Below are 15,331 nucleotides of genomic sequence, written 5' to 3' on the forward strand. Positions count from 1 at the left end.
GGCAGGGCGGCATGACAGCGCCGCCGGCGCGCATCAGCCGCTGACCGTCAGCAGACTCCGGTAGCGGTCCAGCACGCGCGGCACGTACTGACGCGTCTCGGGGATCGAAGGGATGCGATAGCCGGCCCGAATCACGGCGTTCTCGCCCGCGTTGTACGCGGCCAGCGCAAGTTCCATGTCGTCCTGGAAGAGATCGAGCAGGAAGCGTAGATAGCGCGCGCCTGCCAGCACGTTGTCGCGCGGATTGAACATGTTGCCGCCCGAAAAGCGCCGCGCGGTGTCGGGCATCAACTGCATGAGACCTTGGGCACCTTTGTCCGATACCGCATTCGGGTTGTAGCGCGACTCGACGTCGATCACCGCGCGCAGCAGTTCGGGCGCCACGCGAAAGGTGCGGCTTGCTTCTTCGATCACGGCGCTGAATGTGCTGTTTGTACGTTTCGCACTTCGCTCGGGCGGCGGGTCCCCCGCGACGATCACGCGCAGTCCCGCCGTGCCCGGTGTATTGGTTAGGACGATCGCACCTTGGCTGTCGACCGCGCCAAAGATGTCCGCATGCGCGAGCCCAGTTGATGTCATGCCGAGGGTCATCGTGACCGCCCGAAGCGTACTCGCCGACAGCAAAGAAGAGCGCTTGCGCATGTTCGACATCCCTCCGCGTCGACATTGTGAGTCGCGCAAAAGGACCTGAGCAATGGGGCACCCTCCTACTTTTGGAGGTGCGCCGAGGAGGGTATTTACTGATTTGCAGGAATGTTACATCTGTAACGAATCGTGAGATCCGTCAGGCTTGGCTATTGTTTGTCATTCGCCTCACGGAAGGAAAATAGTTCCGATGGGGGCGGATGGCGTAGTTTGTACTACCTCGCATTCGCGAAACACAGGAAGGACGCACTTTATTCCTATTTTTACCAAAATCAGTTTTTCCGTCGAACGTATCTGTTTTGAAACGTTTTTCGCCAACTTAGTTAATCAAACTAAAGGTTGCGGCGTGCTTCCCGACTCTGGAAAAGGTCCTGAGCCAGATGGCGCGAACCTTGCACAGCAAGGCCGCGCGGGCAATCGGATGTGGTCAAAAAATATGTTAAGTCAAAGTAAGGATAGGTTAATTTATTGGAAAGAAATATCCAAGGAATCAGAAAGAAATATTTGAAAGAAGAAAATCGTCCTGCCACAGGCGCTTACGGTTGATGAATCAACCGTCCATGCTCTAACGAGGGAGTGGGGATCGTGAATACCAAATATCGCGTCCTGGTCAGCGAGGATCATGATCTGCTGCGAAACGGATTGTGCTCGATGCTGTCAGCACAAGGCGAATTTCCTGTTGTCGGAGAGGCGACGGACGGCAAGCAAGCCTGCCAGTTCGCCATGGCGCTCAATCCTGATCTGATCCTGATGGATCTGTCGATGCGCGGCATGAACGGCATCGACGCGAGCGCGGCGATCAAGCGCCGTTCGCCTCACGTGCGTATCCTGGCGCTCACCGTGCATCAAAACGAAGAGTACGTGCGTGAAGCGCTGCGTGCGGGCGTCGACGGTTATGTGCTGAAAGATGTTTCGTTCGACGAACTGATTGTTGCGATGCGCGCGGTGATGCAGGGAAAAAAGCATCTGAGCGCCGATGTGTACGGCTACATGGTCGACTCTTTCATTACCGGCCGCGAAGCAGTGGCGCCGAAGAACGCGTGGGACATTCTCACGGCGCGCGAGCGCAGTGTGCTGAAGCTGATTGCTGAAGGGCGTACCAACCGGCAGGTCGGAGAGTATCTGAACCTCAGCCCGAAGACGATCGAGAAGTATCGGGCGAGCGTGATGCACAAGCTCGCCATCGAGAATCTGACGGAACTCGTGCTGGTCGCGATCAGCATGGGGCTGTCTACTTCGCTCGCGACCAAATGCGCGGAACGCGATTCCGACAAGCCAGTCCAGCCGCCGGTTGCGCATCCGGAGCCGCCAGCGGCACCCGGCGATGTCGAGGAACTGCCAGCGTCGAGGCTCAGTGGACCAGCAGCCGGATGAGGGCAGCGCGCGGGGGTGAGCCGGCGGTGTCCGTCAAAGCGTCCAACTCGCCGATACGAGTGTGCCGATGGCGTCGGAAGAGTGGATCGAGAGAAAGCCACCCTGCGATTCGACACGGTGTTGCATGCCGGCGAGGCCGAGGCCCATCGAACCAATGTCCTCAGGTGACAGGGGGCGCGTATCGTAGCCGGTGCCGTTGTCCTGAACGGTGAGCAGCAGACCGGTGTCGATCCGTTGCAGGGTGAGCCGGATCTCGGTTGCCGCTGCGTGTTTGACGATGTTATTGAGCGCTTGCTGAGCGAGGCGGAAAATGTCCGCCTTCAGGTAGTCGGGCACATCGCGGTCGTCGACGTCGCAGCGGAAGTTCACCGCCAGGCCTTCGGCACTGCGCTCGACGCGCCGGCACAGCGTGCTCAACGCGACGGCGAGACCCAGCCGGTCGAGTGCTAGCGGACGAAGTTCGCCGCATATCTGTCGCATCTCGCCGATCGCCTCGCGGATTTGCAGGACGGTGGCGTCGAGCTTTTGCGCGGCGTCTTCGGCTTGTCCGTGACGCAGGCGCATGCGCGAGTCCTCGACCATCAGCTTGATCAGCGTGAGCGCCTGGCCTAGACCGTCGTGCAGTTCGGCGGCGAGGCGTTGACGCTCGCGTTGCTGACCGATCATCAGATACTTCAGCCGATCGCGGGCCGCCGCTTTGGGGAGATGGACGCCAGGCGCAAGCGAGGCATCGGCTGCAAGGGGTTCCTCGAAGAGCATCAGTTGCGCGGCTTGCCCATCGGGCGGTCTCTGCTGCGCCTCGTCGGACGCGATCGGTTGGCGGTGCAGTAACAGCAAGGTGGGACGGCCATTGCGCAAGGTCAGCATCGTGGTGATCGGAGCAAAGTCGTGAGCGGGATCGACCGATAGCTGGGCGGCGAGCGATGCGCGTTCGCCCTCGGGCGCCATGTCAAGCAGCGAGCGGCCGACGAGTTCGCCGTTCGCGTATCCGAGCAACGCTGCGGCGCTGCGGTTCACCGACAGGAACGCGCCATGCGCCGACAGGATCGCAAGCGCGGCGCCGCGCGCGTCAGTGACGTTGTCCAGTCGCGTTTCGTCGAGTCGCGCCGCGATCCCAAGCTTGCGCATCGCATCGACAAGGTCGCGCAACCTCAGTTGCCGTGCAGCGGGCGGAGGTGCCTGCATGGGATCTCCCCAGCGAGTTTGCTTAAGGAAACCTTAAGCATTGGTTATGAATTGTAGGTCCGCGCACGTCGCTCTGCCAACGGGACAACTACGCACGTCACGCGGGGGACACTCCGCTTTATGCGGGGTGGATGTTACCGCTGGTAGACGTACCCTACCGCGTTTTGGGGGACTTTATCCAATGACGTGCGCGGGCGATTTCATGAGACTGAATTGAACGGCCGGGCGCGTCGCTGTGCTTCTTATCGCGCCATTGCCATTCCATTGTCTCAGGAGACCCCATGAAGACGAACCGCACATGGATGATCGGCGCGCTCGTGCTGACCGGCGCAGGGGTGACAGGCGTCGGCGCGGTGGCCGCGACTGCCGAAGACGTCGCCGATGGCGCCGCGATCGAGGTGCAACATCATCAGGCGACGGACATGCAGCCGGCGCCTGCCGGGAAGATGGCCCATGAGATGGCCCACGACACCGCGATGCACATGCATCACCACCATGACATGACCACGGGCACGGTGCGCTCGACTGTGCAATACACACTGCCCGCGGTGACGCTGGTTCGCGACGACGGCAAAGCTGTTTCGCTCCCCGACGAGCTGAACGACGGCCGTCCGGTCATCCTGACGTTCATCTACACGAGTTGCACGACGATATGCCCAATGGTCAGTCAAACCTTCGAGGAATTGCAAGCGAGGCTCGGCGCCGACCGTGACAAGGTTCATCTCGTGTCGATCTCGATCGATCCCGAAGAGGACACGACAGCCCGCCTGAAGGCCTACGCCGCCCGCTTCGATGCCGGCCCCGAGTGGCAGCACTACACCGGCACCGTCGAGGCTAGTATCGCGGCTCAACGCGCGTTCAACGTCTATCGTGGCGACAAGATGAATCACACCGCCGTAGTCTTTTTCCGCGCGGCACCCGGCCAGCCGTGGCTGCGTCTGGACGGTCTCGCAACGCCGGCCGAACTGCTGAGTGCTTACCACGACGTCGTCGCCTCGAACTAGTCATGGCGGGCCGCCAGGAGCGAGCAAAGTGGCGACGACTTATCACGTACTGATCGCCGAGGATCAGCATCTGTTGCGCGGCGGTCTCCGTACGATGGTGTCCTCCCTGCCTGACTACACCGTCGCGGGCGAGGCGACCGACGGTATCAAGGCGTGCAGTCTCGCCTGGGCCATCCGGCCCGATCTGATCCTGATGGATCTCTCGATGCCAGGCATGAGCGGCATCGAGGCCATTACCGTGATCAAGTATCGGATCCCGCAGGTGCGGATCATCGCGCTGACGATCCACAGCAGCGACGAACACGTGCAGGAGGCGTTCGCGGCGGGCGCCGATGGCTACGTGATCAAGGACGCCTCGTTCGAAGAACTCGTCGGCGAAATGCGCCTCGTGATGGAGGGCAAACGCAACCCCGCGTTCGAACAGCATGCCGGGAACGGCGTATCGTGCGATCCGCTGCCAGGCGTTTCGCGCCATGCGCAGCTATGGCACACCTTGACCGCTCGCGAACGCGCGGTGCTGAGGCTTGTCGCGGAAGGCTGCACCAATCGGCAGGTCGGCGAGTATCTGCAACTCAGCCCGAAGACCATCGAAAAGCACCGCGCGAGCCTGATGCGCAAGCTCGACGTGACGAACGTCACCGGCCTCGTGCTGATCGCGCTCGACATGGGTGTGCTGCCGTTGTCGAAACCGGCGCGCGCGCTCGATCGCTTCCTGTGAACGACGCGGGAACTGGAGGGTCTTTACCCATCCCTTTGGTCTGGTCTCCCTACTTCTTGCCGCTGTCCACCTGAACAAGAATGAGTAAAACGGCTCTGGTGTTATCGGGCCGGTGGGTCGACAGAAAGGGGGCACCGTGCGCAACGAATCTTTCCCGATCAGGGCCGCCATCCGCAGCAGCGTGACGTTCCCTCCAGGCATTGGCGATGCACGTCGGCGCAACGGCGGTTTCACGCTGCTCGAACTGCTCGTGGTCATGGTCATCATCGGCTTGCTCGCGGGGCTGGTCGCGCCGCGCTATTTCGAACAGGTTGGCAAGTCGAACACCAAGATCGCGCGGGCCCAGATCGACTCGTTGAGCAAGGCGCTCGATCAATACAGGCTCGACATGGGCGTCTATCCGACGACCGAGGAAGGCCTTCAGGCTCTGATGACCAAACCTCAGGACGCAACGAACTGGAGTGGCCCGTATCTGCAGAAAGCGGTGCCGCCGGATCCGTGGGGTCGCCCCTACCATTACCGCTCGCCCGGCGAGCATGGCGACTACGACCTGTACTCGCTTGGTAAGGACGGCAAGGTGGGCGGCACCGGTGAGAACACGAACGTCACGTCCTGGTAGTGCGGCTCTCAGCGAGGAGAATCGACGTGAAGTACCTGCTGCGCGGCTTCGATACCAGCGGTTCAGTGCAGACGCTTCGCGTCGACTGCGATTCGTCCGCAGCAGCGATAGCGCTCGCGCGCGCAAGGGGATTGCGCGTGGTGTCGGTACGCGCGCAAGCGCGAGGTCAGCGCCGGTCTGGCTGGAGCGCAATGCCGGGCGCGAAATTCAACGTCGAGCTATTCGCGCGCGAACTCGCGGCATTGCTCGATGCCGGCGTCGGCGTGATCGACGCATTGCGCACGCTACGCGGCAATGAGCGCCGCGAGGCGTCGGCGGAGATCTATGGCGATCTGCTGCGGCAGCTCGAAGAAGGGCACTCGCTGTCCGCGGCGCTCGAGCATGCTAGCCGCGTGTTTCCCCCTATCCTCGTGGCGTGCGTGAAAGCCAGTGAACAGACCGGCGGTCTTGCCGACAGTCTGACGCGCTATTCACGCAACAGTGCGCTGCTTCACGAACTGCGCGGCCGCGTCGTGTCGGCCGCGATCTATCCATCCGTGCTACTGCTCGTAGGCGCGGCCGTCGTGCTGTTTCTGCTGGGTTTCGTCGTGCCGCGCTTTGCGACCCTGCTCGAGCATAGTGGACGCGAGCTGCCGCTGCTCTCACAGTTGCTGATGGCCTGGGGCGGCATGGTGCATGCCCACGGAATGGCCATCACTGTGGGCCTCGCCGTGGTGGCGGTGACGGTCGGCGTCGCGCTGCGCCGGGTCGCGGCGCGCAACTGGATCGCGGATCGCCTGCTCGCATTGCCGGGGATTGGTCTGCACTTCCGTGTGTTTCGCCAGTCGCAGTTTTTTCGCACTACAGCGATGCTGGTCGAAGGCGGCATTCCCGCCACGCGTGCCTTCACACTCGCCAGTGGACTGGTGAGCCGGGCCGATCAGACGGCCGTGGAAAGTGCCATGCAGCAGGTACGCAATGGCGCGAGGATCTCCGACGCGTTCCAGCAAGCGGGTCTCGCCAACGCGATTACCTATCGCTTGCTGACCGTCGCTGAGAAGACCGGTGGCCTGGGTCCTGTTCTCGACAGAATCGCCGCATTCCAGGAAGCGCAAGTGTCGCGCACGATCGATCTGATTTCGCGACTGATCGAGCCGGCGATGATGATTTTCATCGGCGCGGTGATCGGAGGGATTGTCGTGTTGATGTACATGCCGATCTTTGAAATTGCGTCGAGCATCCAGTAGGCCGTGTCGAGGGGAAACGCATGGATACGATCAGCGAGGCACCGCAATCTCAGGGCGTTGAATTGCGTGACGCGCTGCGCGCGCTCAGCGACACGCACGGCTCGGGCATTCGCGCACTGGAAGAGTTGATGGTGCAGGCGTCGCTAAGCGCCGACGAAATGGTGGTTCGGCTCGCCGGGCAGTTCCGCATGAAGTCGATCGGCATGCAGGAATTGAACCGGCTGGAAGCGGATTTCGAGGTACTGCCGTTCGTCGAAGCCACCACCCGGCTGTGCGTGTGCTTTCGCGAGCCGGATCAGAACGGCGCGCTGCTGTTCGTGATCGCCGATCCGCTCGACGCCCGCACGCGCGGCGTGATGGAGCACCGGATGCGTGCGCGGCCCACTTCGCGGTACAGCTGGGCGCTGGCGAGCGTCGGTGACCTCACCGCGTGGCTCGCCATGCGCGAAAAAGACGTGCGCGCGATGGATTCGCTCGCCCTCGACGATGAGGTGCAGCACACCGCCGATCCCGCTTCGCTCGCGCTGACGTTGCAGGGCATCAGCAGCGACGACAGCGCCGTGGTGCGTCTGCTCAACTCCACCATCTACGACGCGTTGAAGATGATGGCGAGCGACATCCATCTCGAATGCCGTGCAAACGGGCTGAAGATCAAGTGCCGGGTGGATGGCGTGCTGACCGTGGTCGGCCGTGCCGAGGGACGCGATGTCGCGGACCAGGTGCTGTCGCGCGTGAAGGTCATCTCCGAACTCGACATCGCAGAGCGCCGCGTGCCACAGGACGGTCGCTTCAAGGCGGTGTACGCGGGCCGCGAAATCGACTTTCGCGTGTCGATCATGCCGAACCAGTTCGGCGAAGATGCGGTCCTGCGCATTCTCGACCGTTATCAGCTTTCGCAGGCGCCGGGCGGATTGACACTCGAAACACTGGGATTTCGTAGCGAAGACACGCGCTTCATGCGCTCGGTGGCGTCCATGCCCTACGGAATGCTGCTGGTGACGGGGCCGACGGGCAGCGGCAAAACGACGACGTTGTACGCGATTCTCACCGAGATCAACGACGGCCTGGAAAAGATCGTCACGATCGAGGACCCAGTCGAATATCAACTGGGGGACATCCTACAGATACCGGTGAATGAAGCGAAGGGACTGACGTTCGCCCGCGGACTGCGATCGATCCTGCGGCACGATCCGGACAAGATCATGGTCGGTGAAATCCGCGATCCGGAAACCGCGCAAATCGCCGTGCAGGCGGCGTTGACCGGACACCAGGTGTTCACGACGGTGCACGCGAACAACGTGTTCGACGTGATAGGCCGCTTCACGAACATGGACGTCGATCCGTACAGCTTCGTGTCGGCCCTGAATGGCGTGATTGCGCAGCGGTTGTTGCGCCAGTGCTGTGCCGACTGCGTGGTGGACGACACGGTCGATCGAGACACATTGGCCCGTTCCGGCATCGATCCGGACAACGTGGGCAGCTACCGCTTTCGCCACGGCGCTGGCTGCGCGGCTTGCCGTGGCAGCGGCTATCGCGGGCGGCGCGCTGTCGCGGAAACGCTGCGCATGAACGACGAGTTGCGGCAATTGTTATCGGAGCGCGCGCCACTTGGGCACATCAAGGCAGCCGCACTGCGCTATGGGATGCAGACCATGCGCACGGCCGCGCTCTCGCTCGTGAAGCAGGGCGAAACCACACTCGAGGAGATCAACCGTGTCACCATGGTTGAATAGTCCGCTCGCCATCGGCGTCGGTACACGCGAACTGGTCATGGCGGCGACGGCGCCGCGCTGGAGGGTTGCGCGCCGTCATGCCGCAGCGCTTGCGGAACCCACGAGCGTTGCCATTCCCGATGAGCAGTGCTTCACCGAGAGAGGCGTACTCGACGCGTTGAACATTGCATTAGCCGCGGACGCCGGGCAGACGGCGCGCACGATATTGGTCAAACGCCAGGCGCACATCATGCTGGACGATTTCTGGGCGAGCCACGCCATCTTGCGCGGCGACTTCCGCACACTGAGCGCAAGCGAAACCAACCAGATCGTGCTCGCTCACTTCTCTGATCTGTATGGCATCGAGGCCGAGTCCGTGCAGGTGCGCTTTTCGGTGCAGCGCGGGGGCCATGCGGTCTTCGCGAGTGCCATCGCTTGCACGCTGCACGACGGCATCCACGATGTGGGGATGGCGGCGGGCGTCGACGTCCGGTCTCTCAAGCTATGTCTGCCAGAATTGCTCAATCGCGTGCAGGACGCCGCCGCCGGCGCCGGCACGGCGCTGCTGTTGTTCGTCGCGGACACGCTGATGCAGGCTGTGCTGTTCGAGGAAAACCGTTGGGTCGCCTATGACTCGCAGCGTATTTTTCCCGGCGACGCTAGCGACGCCGAGCGGATCGCCGCCCGCGCCGAACAGTCGTTCGAGCGTCTCGCCGGACGAACGAGCGGGAAACGCGAAGAATGCAGAATATGTCTGTGCGGCGCCGAATTGGATCCTGCGCCATTCGAGGGGCGCTTTTGCGCGACGCAGAGCGTCGCGCAACCGGCGATGGACAAGCCGGTCGCGTATCGTTTGATGGAGGCCGCGCGATGATGCCCCGCCTTCACATCGATTTTGGCCGCCGCCGCTTGCAGGGCGCTCCCGCGGGGATGGTGCTGCTGTGTGTCGCCAGCCTGTTGTTGCTGGTGAGTGGTGAACGGCTCTGGCACGCCTACGACGAAAGCGACCGCGCGCAGGCGCAACAGGACGCGCAGCGGCACCGGCTGTTTGCAGAATCGCACTCCGCGAAGACGCCGCCAACGCCTGCCACGCGGCTCGCGGAAAACCAGAGCCTCGCGGTGTTGCGCGAGTTGACCGTGCCGTGGCAGGACCTGCTGTCGATCGTCGAGGACTATCCGGACCACGACGTCGCGCTGATAGGCATCGATCAGAGTCCTGCGCAAAGCCAGATCCGTATCACCGCGGAAGCGAAGAACTTCGACGCAATGATCGCGTACCTCCGGTATCTGCAGGGCAGTGTGCTGCTGCGCGAAGCCGTGCTCAACGATCACGTTATCGAAACCAATGTGCCTGGCACGCCGGTGCGCTTTCAGATTACCGCCGTCTGGAGAAAGTCATGAACGGCGCTCAGATGGAGGACAGGTTGCTCACGTGGCGTTTCGAGCTGCGGCGCACGCTCGGACTGCCGGGCTTGCTCGGCGCATTGCTGCTGGGGGCGGCGGCGGTGGTCGCCGTAGCGGCTATGCGAGTCGACGCAAACGTCGATTCGCACGAGCTGCGCGACTCCGAGCGTCTTGCGCACCCCGCCAGGGCGCGTCATGCCGGCGCCGAGCGTGCGGCGGTTGTCGACGCGGTTTCACTTCATGCGTTACCCGAACTGTTCCCGGGTTTCGCGCAGAGCGCCGACGATATTGCGACGATCCTCGCCCAGGCGCACGACAGCAACCTGACGCTCGGCTCGGCCGAGTATCTCGTGACCAACGATTCAAGCGCGCATTTTGTGCGCTATCAGATGCTGCTGCCGGTCAAGGATCAGTATGGTGCGATCCGGCGTTTTCTGGCGTCGGTGCTCAATAACGTACCGAACGCGGCGTTGCGCGAGATCCATGTCGAACGCCCCGCGGTAGATGGCAACGTACTGGATGCGCGGGTGCGCTTTGAACTCGTCTATCGGGCAGCGCAGCCATGAAGCCCGATCTCGTCGGCCGCGTGTTGCTGATGGTCTGCGCGATCGCTGCGGTAGGGATGTCTTTGCGTGAGCTGAAAGCCGTGCTGTGCACGCCGACGGTCGTGACTGCGATGACAGGCGCGCTTCGCAGCGGGGCTGCGCTGCGGATGGTCGCCTTGCATCGCGACGGGGCGGCGCGTGCGGCCGGTGCGGTGCCGGCTGCTGCGCCGGTCGTGGCAAGTGCACCGAATGTCGCGAGTGTGGCGAGCCCGGTGAACGCAGCGAATCCGGCAAGCATGACGAATGCGACAAACGCCGCGAGTTCAGCAATTTCAGCAAGTTCGCCGACTCCTGTCAAAACGACCGGGTCAGCGAAATCAGCAGCGACAGCGCGCGACAAACTCCGCGCGCTGCGTACGCCGCTCTCGCTTGAATCCGCGAACAATCCGTTCGCCGCGTCGTCGTGGCTGCCGCCACCGCCGCCCGTGGTCGTCGCCCCCGCGCCACCGGAGCCCGTTGCGCCGCCCACCGCGCCGCCCGTGCCGTTTACCTATCTCGGCGAACTCGACGCCAAAGCCGCGAAACCCCAGGTTTTCCTCAGCAACGGCGATCGCCTGCTGATCGTTTCGCCGGGTGAAGTCATCGACGGGCAGTATCGCATCGAGTCGATTTCGGAGAGTGGCGTCGTGCTGACTTATCTGCCTCTCAATGAGAGACAGGTACTAACCACGCAAGCGAAGGACAATAAATGAAAACCGCACGCGACCGGGGTGAAAGCCGCCACGGTGACAGCGGCTCGTGGAAACATCTGTCCGCTGCCAGATCGCCTCGCGACCAGCGTCCCACCGTCAATTGGGCCGCGGGGCGGCTCGCGTTGCTGAGCATCGCAACCATGCTTGCCTTCAGCGGCTGCATTCATCCGCCGACCCGTGAGAGCGATCCGACCAACGCCGAGTTGCAGCTCAACTATCTGCGCGACCGCGATCATAAGGTCAATGCGCTGCTCGACGAAGCCGACCAGTTGCGTCAGAGCTATCAATTCGATCTGGCGATCCAGAAGCTCTACGCGGCCAGCCGGCTCGATCCGAACAGCGAACGAGGGCGCAATATCGGCGCAGCGATCGATCGGGATCGCCGCGATCTGGTCTCGCTGCAGGAGGCCGACCGGATGATGCAGCGAGGTTCATATACGTTGGCTTCCGAACGCATTCACCGCGTGCTGGCCCAGAATCCAACCAATGCGATGGCGCTGCAGATGGCGAAGGAGATCGACGAAAAACGGCAGCAGCAACGTGCTGCGAAAGATGAGGACATTGCGGCTTCGTCGATCATGCGCACACCGGTGACGCTGCAGTTCCGCGACGCGAATGTGCGGATGGTGTTTGAAGCGTTGTCGAGGACCTCGGGCTTGAACGTGATCTTCGATCGGGACGTGCGTGCCGATCTGAAGACCACGATCTTCGTGACCAACGCGTCGCTGCAGGACACGGTCAACATGATCCTGATGCAGAACCAGCTCGACAAGAAACAGCTCAACGCGAACACGCTTTTCATCTACCCGGCTACCGCTGCGAAGCAGCTCGAATACCAGGAGCTGAAAGTGCGCACATTCCAGTTGTCGAACGTCGAAGCCAAGCAGGTCCAGTCGCTATTGAAAAGCCTGTTGAAGATCAAGGAGGTCGTCGTCGACGAGCGCGCCAATACCGTCACGATCCGGGGCACGCCGGATACGATTCGCGTCGCCGAGGAAATGATCGCGGCGCAGGATCTGCCGGAGCCCGAGGTGATGCTGGAAGTGAAGGTTCTGGAGGTGTCCCACGACCGGCTGACCGACCTCGGTATCGAGTGGCCTAATACATTTACGATGTCGACGCCGTCTACCGTGGACACGTGGGGCGCGTTGCGTCATTTGCCGCTCAATGCATATAACGTCAGCGGTCTGTCGGCCACAGCGAACTTCAAGCTCAGCGACGTCGATGCCAACCTGCTGGCGAGTCCGCGCATCCGCGCACGCAACAAGGAAAAGGCGCGGATTCTGATCGGCGACAAGGTACCGGTGATTTCGAGTTCGAGCACGCCGAGCACGAGCGGGCCGTCTTACGCACAGACCATTCAGTACCTCGATGTCGGCATCAAGCTCGAGGTCGAGCCACAGGTCTACCGTGACGGCGACGTGGGCATGAAGCTGAACCTCGAAGTCAGCAACATCACCAAGACGATTTCCAGCAGTAACTCGTCAACGGGGCTCACTTCGCTCGCCTATCAGATCGGCACGCGCAGTGCGTCGACGAGTCTGCGGGTGCGCGATGGCGAGAGCCAGATTCTCGGCGGCCTGATTCAGGATGAGGACCGCGTGACCGCCGACAAAGTGCCGGGGCTCGGACAGTTGCCCGTGCTCGGGCGCCTGTTCTCGAATCACAACGGCGACCACTTGAAGACGGAAATCGTGCTGCAGATTACGCCGCATATCGTGCGTCCGCAGCAATCCGCCGACGCCGATACGCAAGAGCTGTGGTCGGGGACCGACGTGAATGTGCATGCGGAGCAGTTGCGGCTCGATCCGGTGGGCGCCGAGGCGGCTCAACAGGTGCCGGTCCCCGCGGTGCGTGCGCCCGGCAGTGTCGGAGGCGGCACGACAGGGGCGTCACGCGATTCCCAAGCCGCTGCGCAGGGTTCCGGCACGGTGCCGCCGACCAGTTCGTTCGGCCAACTGCCGCCGGCGCCGCGCACCACGCCTCCGCCCGCGCCCTACGGTGGCCGTTTCTCGACACTGCCGAGCGTGCCAGCGGCGCCGCCGGGCCCTGTGGCGGTTCCGGGAGCGGAGCAGAGCGGGGCTGAGAGCGCTGCGTCCCCAGACGCGAATGCGGCACAGCCAGGCACTCAGGCTCCGGCTCCGGCTCAGGCTCAGGCCCCCGCGGCCGCTCCTGCACCCGCTCAAGCGCCGGCTCCGCCGCCCGCCTTTCCGCCGGGGAACGTCGTGATGCCGCCAGGGGATATGCCGAGCGACAACCCGCTGCGTCCGATTCAGAACGGTGGTTACTGAGCCATGAAAGCGCAGGCGGACGCATTGGCTTCGCGTGGCCGGTCGGGCGCTCGCCAGCGCGGTTTCACGCTGATCGAGCTGGTGATTACGCTGGCGCTTGTCGGCATCCTGGCGCTCGCGATCATGCCGTTCTCGGAACTGATCGTGCAGCGTCAGAAGGAGCAGCAACTGAGCGCGGCGCTGCGTGAGATTCGCACCGCACTGGACGCTTACAAGGAAGCGAGCGACACCGGCCTGATCGAGCGGGAGGCGGATGCATCCGGCTATCCGCCCTCGCTGACCGTGATGGTGACGGGCGTGAAGAATGCGAAAGATCCCAAAGGCGGCTTGCTGATGTTTCTTCGCCGCGTGCCCCGCGATCCGTTCTTTACCGGGGACGCGGATATTGCGGCCGAGGACACGTGGAACGTGCGCGCCTTCGGCGAGGCACCGAATCCAGGTGAGGGCGGTGACGCGGACAACGGCTCCGCCGGCAATTCGCGCGCCGGTAAGGACGTGTTCGACGTGACATCGAAATCCGATCGGGTCGGCATCAACGGCATTCCATACAAACAGTGGTGAGCCGCATCATGACAACCGTGCGCGCGCGTAAAGCCAGAGGCTTCACATTGATCGAACTGGTGGTCGTCATGGCGATCATCGGTCTGTTGCTGACGGTTGCATTGCCCCGTTACATGCACAGTATCGAGCGCGGCAAGGAGCAGGTGCGTCAACAGAACCTGGCAGTGATGCGGGACGCCATCGACAAATACTATGGCGACAACGGCCAATACCCGGACACGCTCGACGATCTGGTGACAAGGCACTATCTGCGCGCAATTCCGGTGGACCCCATCAACGGTGACGATAAATGGGCGGCGGTGGCATCGCCTGACGAGAGCAAGACGGGTGTCTACGACGTCATGCCGGCGAGCAGTCCGCAGGGGATGCCGAAAGATCGGGCGGGAGCGGCGCAATGAGCGATGTGAGCCCGCGGGCAATCCGACGTCACCCTGTCACTCGCGAAAATGGAATGGTTCTGCTGGCGCTCCTGATTGCGCTGATGCTGATGTCGATCGCATTGATGGGCGCGCTCGACGTGTGGTCGCTTGAGCGGCAGCGCGAACGGGAGCGGCAACTGCTGTTCGTAGGCAATCAGTACCGGCTCGCGATTCTTCGCTACTACCGCGCTGGAAGGGCGCTGCCGGCGTCGATCGACGAACTGCTCGACGACTCGCGTTTTCCGGCGCCGCTGCATCATTTGCGCCGCGCCTATCCGGATCCGGTGACGGGTAAGAACGATTGGGTTTTGATGCAACAGGGCGCGCGTATATACGGCGTGTATAGCAGTTCCACCGACTTGCCGATCAAACACGCTGGTTTTCCGCTTCTCTATCAGGACTTCGAAAATCAGAAGACCTATGGCGGCTGGCAGTTCTTCTATTTGCCGCCGGTCGTGCGTAACTACACGAACACGAACACGCTGAGCGCGCCGTCGAAGCCGCCAACCTCCTTCGATCCTCTGAACGGCTCGTTGCCCACTTTCAATGGGCGCAGCATGGGCGGCTTGCGCTGAACAGACAGTGGCCCAGTTGCAGCGGAAGATGGAAATCATCATACAGACGATTGCTCCCGTCCATCGTTCACGATGTAGATATCGGTGTCACGGACATGCGCTGCAAACAATGTCCGACGCCTGCGTTACAACGGCAACCATCGCCAGTTTTAATGCGCCGGCCCTAGGCGCAACGCGCCAAGTTTTTCGTAGCATTACCTGAATTCGCCTATAACAAGGACAGAACAGGTGGTAAACATGCCACGACCGGCTCTCGAATTCCCTATTGGATATCCGCAAAGCACCGTCAGTTCCTCGGACA

General features: G+C 62.4%; 17 protein-coding genes. 15 read left to right on the forward strand and 2 right to left on the reverse strand.

All coding sequences use genetic code 11. From position 1 onward, the window contains the following. Positions 1 to 33: 33 nt before the first annotated feature. Positions 34 to 642 (reverse strand): lytic transglycosylase domain-containing protein, encoded by a 609-nt coding sequence (locus ACLFKU_RS05570; RefSeq protein ID WP_410842380.1) that lies wholly within the window; start codon positions 640 to 642, stop codon positions 34 to 36. 193 nt (positions 643 to 835) lie between these two features. Between ACLFKU_RS05570 and ACLFKU_RS05575 the strand changes: the two genes are divergently transcribed. After that, on the forward strand, positions 836 to 1,153 hold the full coding sequence (locus tag ACLFKU_RS05575) for a hypothetical protein (protein ID WP_410848430.1): 318 nt from the start codon (positions 836 to 838) through the stop codon (positions 1,151 to 1,153). 77 nt (positions 1,154 to 1,230) lie between these two features. Next, positions 1,231 to 2,019, forward strand: a complete 789-nt coding sequence (locus ACLFKU_RS05580) for a response regulator (RefSeq protein WP_410848431.1) — start codon at positions 1,231 to 1,233, stop codon at positions 2,017 to 2,019. Between the two features lie 33 nt (positions 2,020 to 2,052). On the opposite strand, the gene ACLFKU_RS05585 is transcribed toward ACLFKU_RS05580, so the two are convergent. Next, positions 2,053 to 3,204, reverse strand: a complete 1,152-nt coding sequence (locus ACLFKU_RS05585) for a histidine kinase (protein ID WP_410848432.1) — start codon at positions 3,202 to 3,204, stop codon at positions 2,053 to 2,055. 422 nt (positions 3,205 to 3,626) lie between these two features. On the opposite strand from ACLFKU_RS05585, the gene ACLFKU_RS05590 reads away from it, so the two are divergent. The 13 genes from ACLFKU_RS05590 (at position 3,627) to ACLFKU_RS05650 (ending at position 15,030) form a co-directional block, all read left to right on the forward strand. Beyond that, complete coding sequence (locus ACLFKU_RS05590; RefSeq protein WP_410848505.1) at positions 3,627 to 4,208, forward strand: SCO family protein; 582 nt, start codon at positions 3,627 to 3,629, stop codon at positions 4,206 to 4,208. A 28-nt stretch (positions 4,209 to 4,236) separates the two neighbouring features. Further along, positions 4,237 to 4,926 carry a response regulator gene (locus ACLFKU_RS05595; protein ID WP_410848433.1) on the forward strand — a complete coding sequence of 230 codons (690 nt, stop codon included), beginning with the start codon at positions 4,237 to 4,239 and terminating at the stop codon, positions 4,924 to 4,926. A gap of 157 nt (positions 4,927 to 5,083) precedes the next feature. Then, complete coding sequence (gene gspG, locus ACLFKU_RS05600; RefSeq protein WP_410848506.1) at positions 5,084 to 5,545, forward strand: type II secretion system major pseudopilin GspG; 462 nt, start codon at positions 5,084 to 5,086, stop codon at positions 5,543 to 5,545. Between the two features lie 26 nt (positions 5,546 to 5,571). Then, on the forward strand, positions 5,572 to 6,771 hold the full coding sequence (locus ACLFKU_RS05605) for a type II secretion system F family protein (protein WP_410848434.1): 1,200 nt from the start codon (positions 5,572 to 5,574) through the stop codon (positions 6,769 to 6,771). A gap of 20 nt (positions 6,772 to 6,791) precedes the next feature. Then, on the forward strand, positions 6,792 to 8,504 hold the full coding sequence (locus tag ACLFKU_RS05610; RefSeq protein WP_410848435.1) for a GspE/PulE family protein: 1,713 nt from the start codon (positions 6,792 to 6,794) through the stop codon (positions 8,502 to 8,504). Then, positions 8,485 to 9,357, forward strand: coding sequence for a hypothetical protein (locus ACLFKU_RS05615; protein ID WP_410848436.1), 873 nt, complete (start codon positions 8,485 to 8,487; stop codon positions 9,355 to 9,357). The genes ACLFKU_RS05610 and ACLFKU_RS05615 overlap by 20 nt, the downstream gene beginning before the upstream one ends. Continuing rightward, positions 9,354 to 9,884 (forward strand): PilN domain-containing protein, encoded by a 531-nt coding sequence (locus ACLFKU_RS05620; RefSeq protein ID WP_368581537.1) that lies wholly within the window; start codon positions 9,354 to 9,356, stop codon positions 9,882 to 9,884. The genes ACLFKU_RS05615 and ACLFKU_RS05620 overlap by 4 nt, the downstream gene beginning before the upstream one ends. Further along, a complete protein-coding gene (locus tag ACLFKU_RS05625) occupies positions 9,881 to 10,453 on the forward strand; it encodes a hypothetical protein (RefSeq protein WP_410848437.1) in 573 nt (190 codons plus the stop codon). Before ACLFKU_RS05620 ends, ACLFKU_RS05625 begins: the two co-directional genes overlap by 4 nt. Further along, a complete protein-coding gene (locus tag ACLFKU_RS05630) occupies positions 10,450 to 11,184 on the forward strand; it encodes a hypothetical protein (RefSeq protein ID WP_410848438.1) in 735 nt (244 codons plus the stop codon). Before ACLFKU_RS05625 ends, ACLFKU_RS05630 begins: the two co-directional genes overlap by 4 nt. Continuing rightward, complete coding sequence (locus ACLFKU_RS05635) at positions 11,181 to 13,475, forward strand: secretin N-terminal domain-containing protein (protein WP_410848439.1); 2,295 nt, start codon at positions 11,181 to 11,183, stop codon at positions 13,473 to 13,475. The genes ACLFKU_RS05630 and ACLFKU_RS05635 overlap by 4 nt, the downstream gene beginning before the upstream one ends. 3 nt (positions 13,476 to 13,478) lie before the next feature. Then, positions 13,479 to 14,036, forward strand: a complete 558-nt coding sequence (locus ACLFKU_RS05640) for a type II secretion system protein (protein ID WP_176108502.1) — start codon at positions 13,479 to 13,481, stop codon at positions 14,034 to 14,036. Positions 14,037 to 14,044: 8 nt separating this feature from the next. Further along, complete coding sequence (locus ACLFKU_RS05645) at positions 14,045 to 14,434, forward strand: type IV pilin protein (protein ID WP_368581541.1); 390 nt, start codon at positions 14,045 to 14,047, stop codon at positions 14,432 to 14,434. A gap of 53 nt (positions 14,435 to 14,487) precedes the next feature. Beyond that, positions 14,488 to 15,030: a type II secretion system protein gene (locus ACLFKU_RS05650; protein ID WP_410848440.1), complete on the forward strand. Its 543-nt coding sequence runs from the start codon at positions 14,488 to 14,490 to the stop codon at positions 15,028 to 15,030. The last annotated feature ends 301 nt before the right edge of the window (positions 15,031 to 15,331 follow it).

This window comes from Paraburkholderia sp. EG304 (genome assembly GCF_046543485.1).
In the GTDB taxonomy this organism is placed as follows: domain Bacteria; phylum Pseudomonadota; class Gammaproteobacteria; order Burkholderiales; family Burkholderiaceae; genus Paraburkholderia; species Paraburkholderia youngii.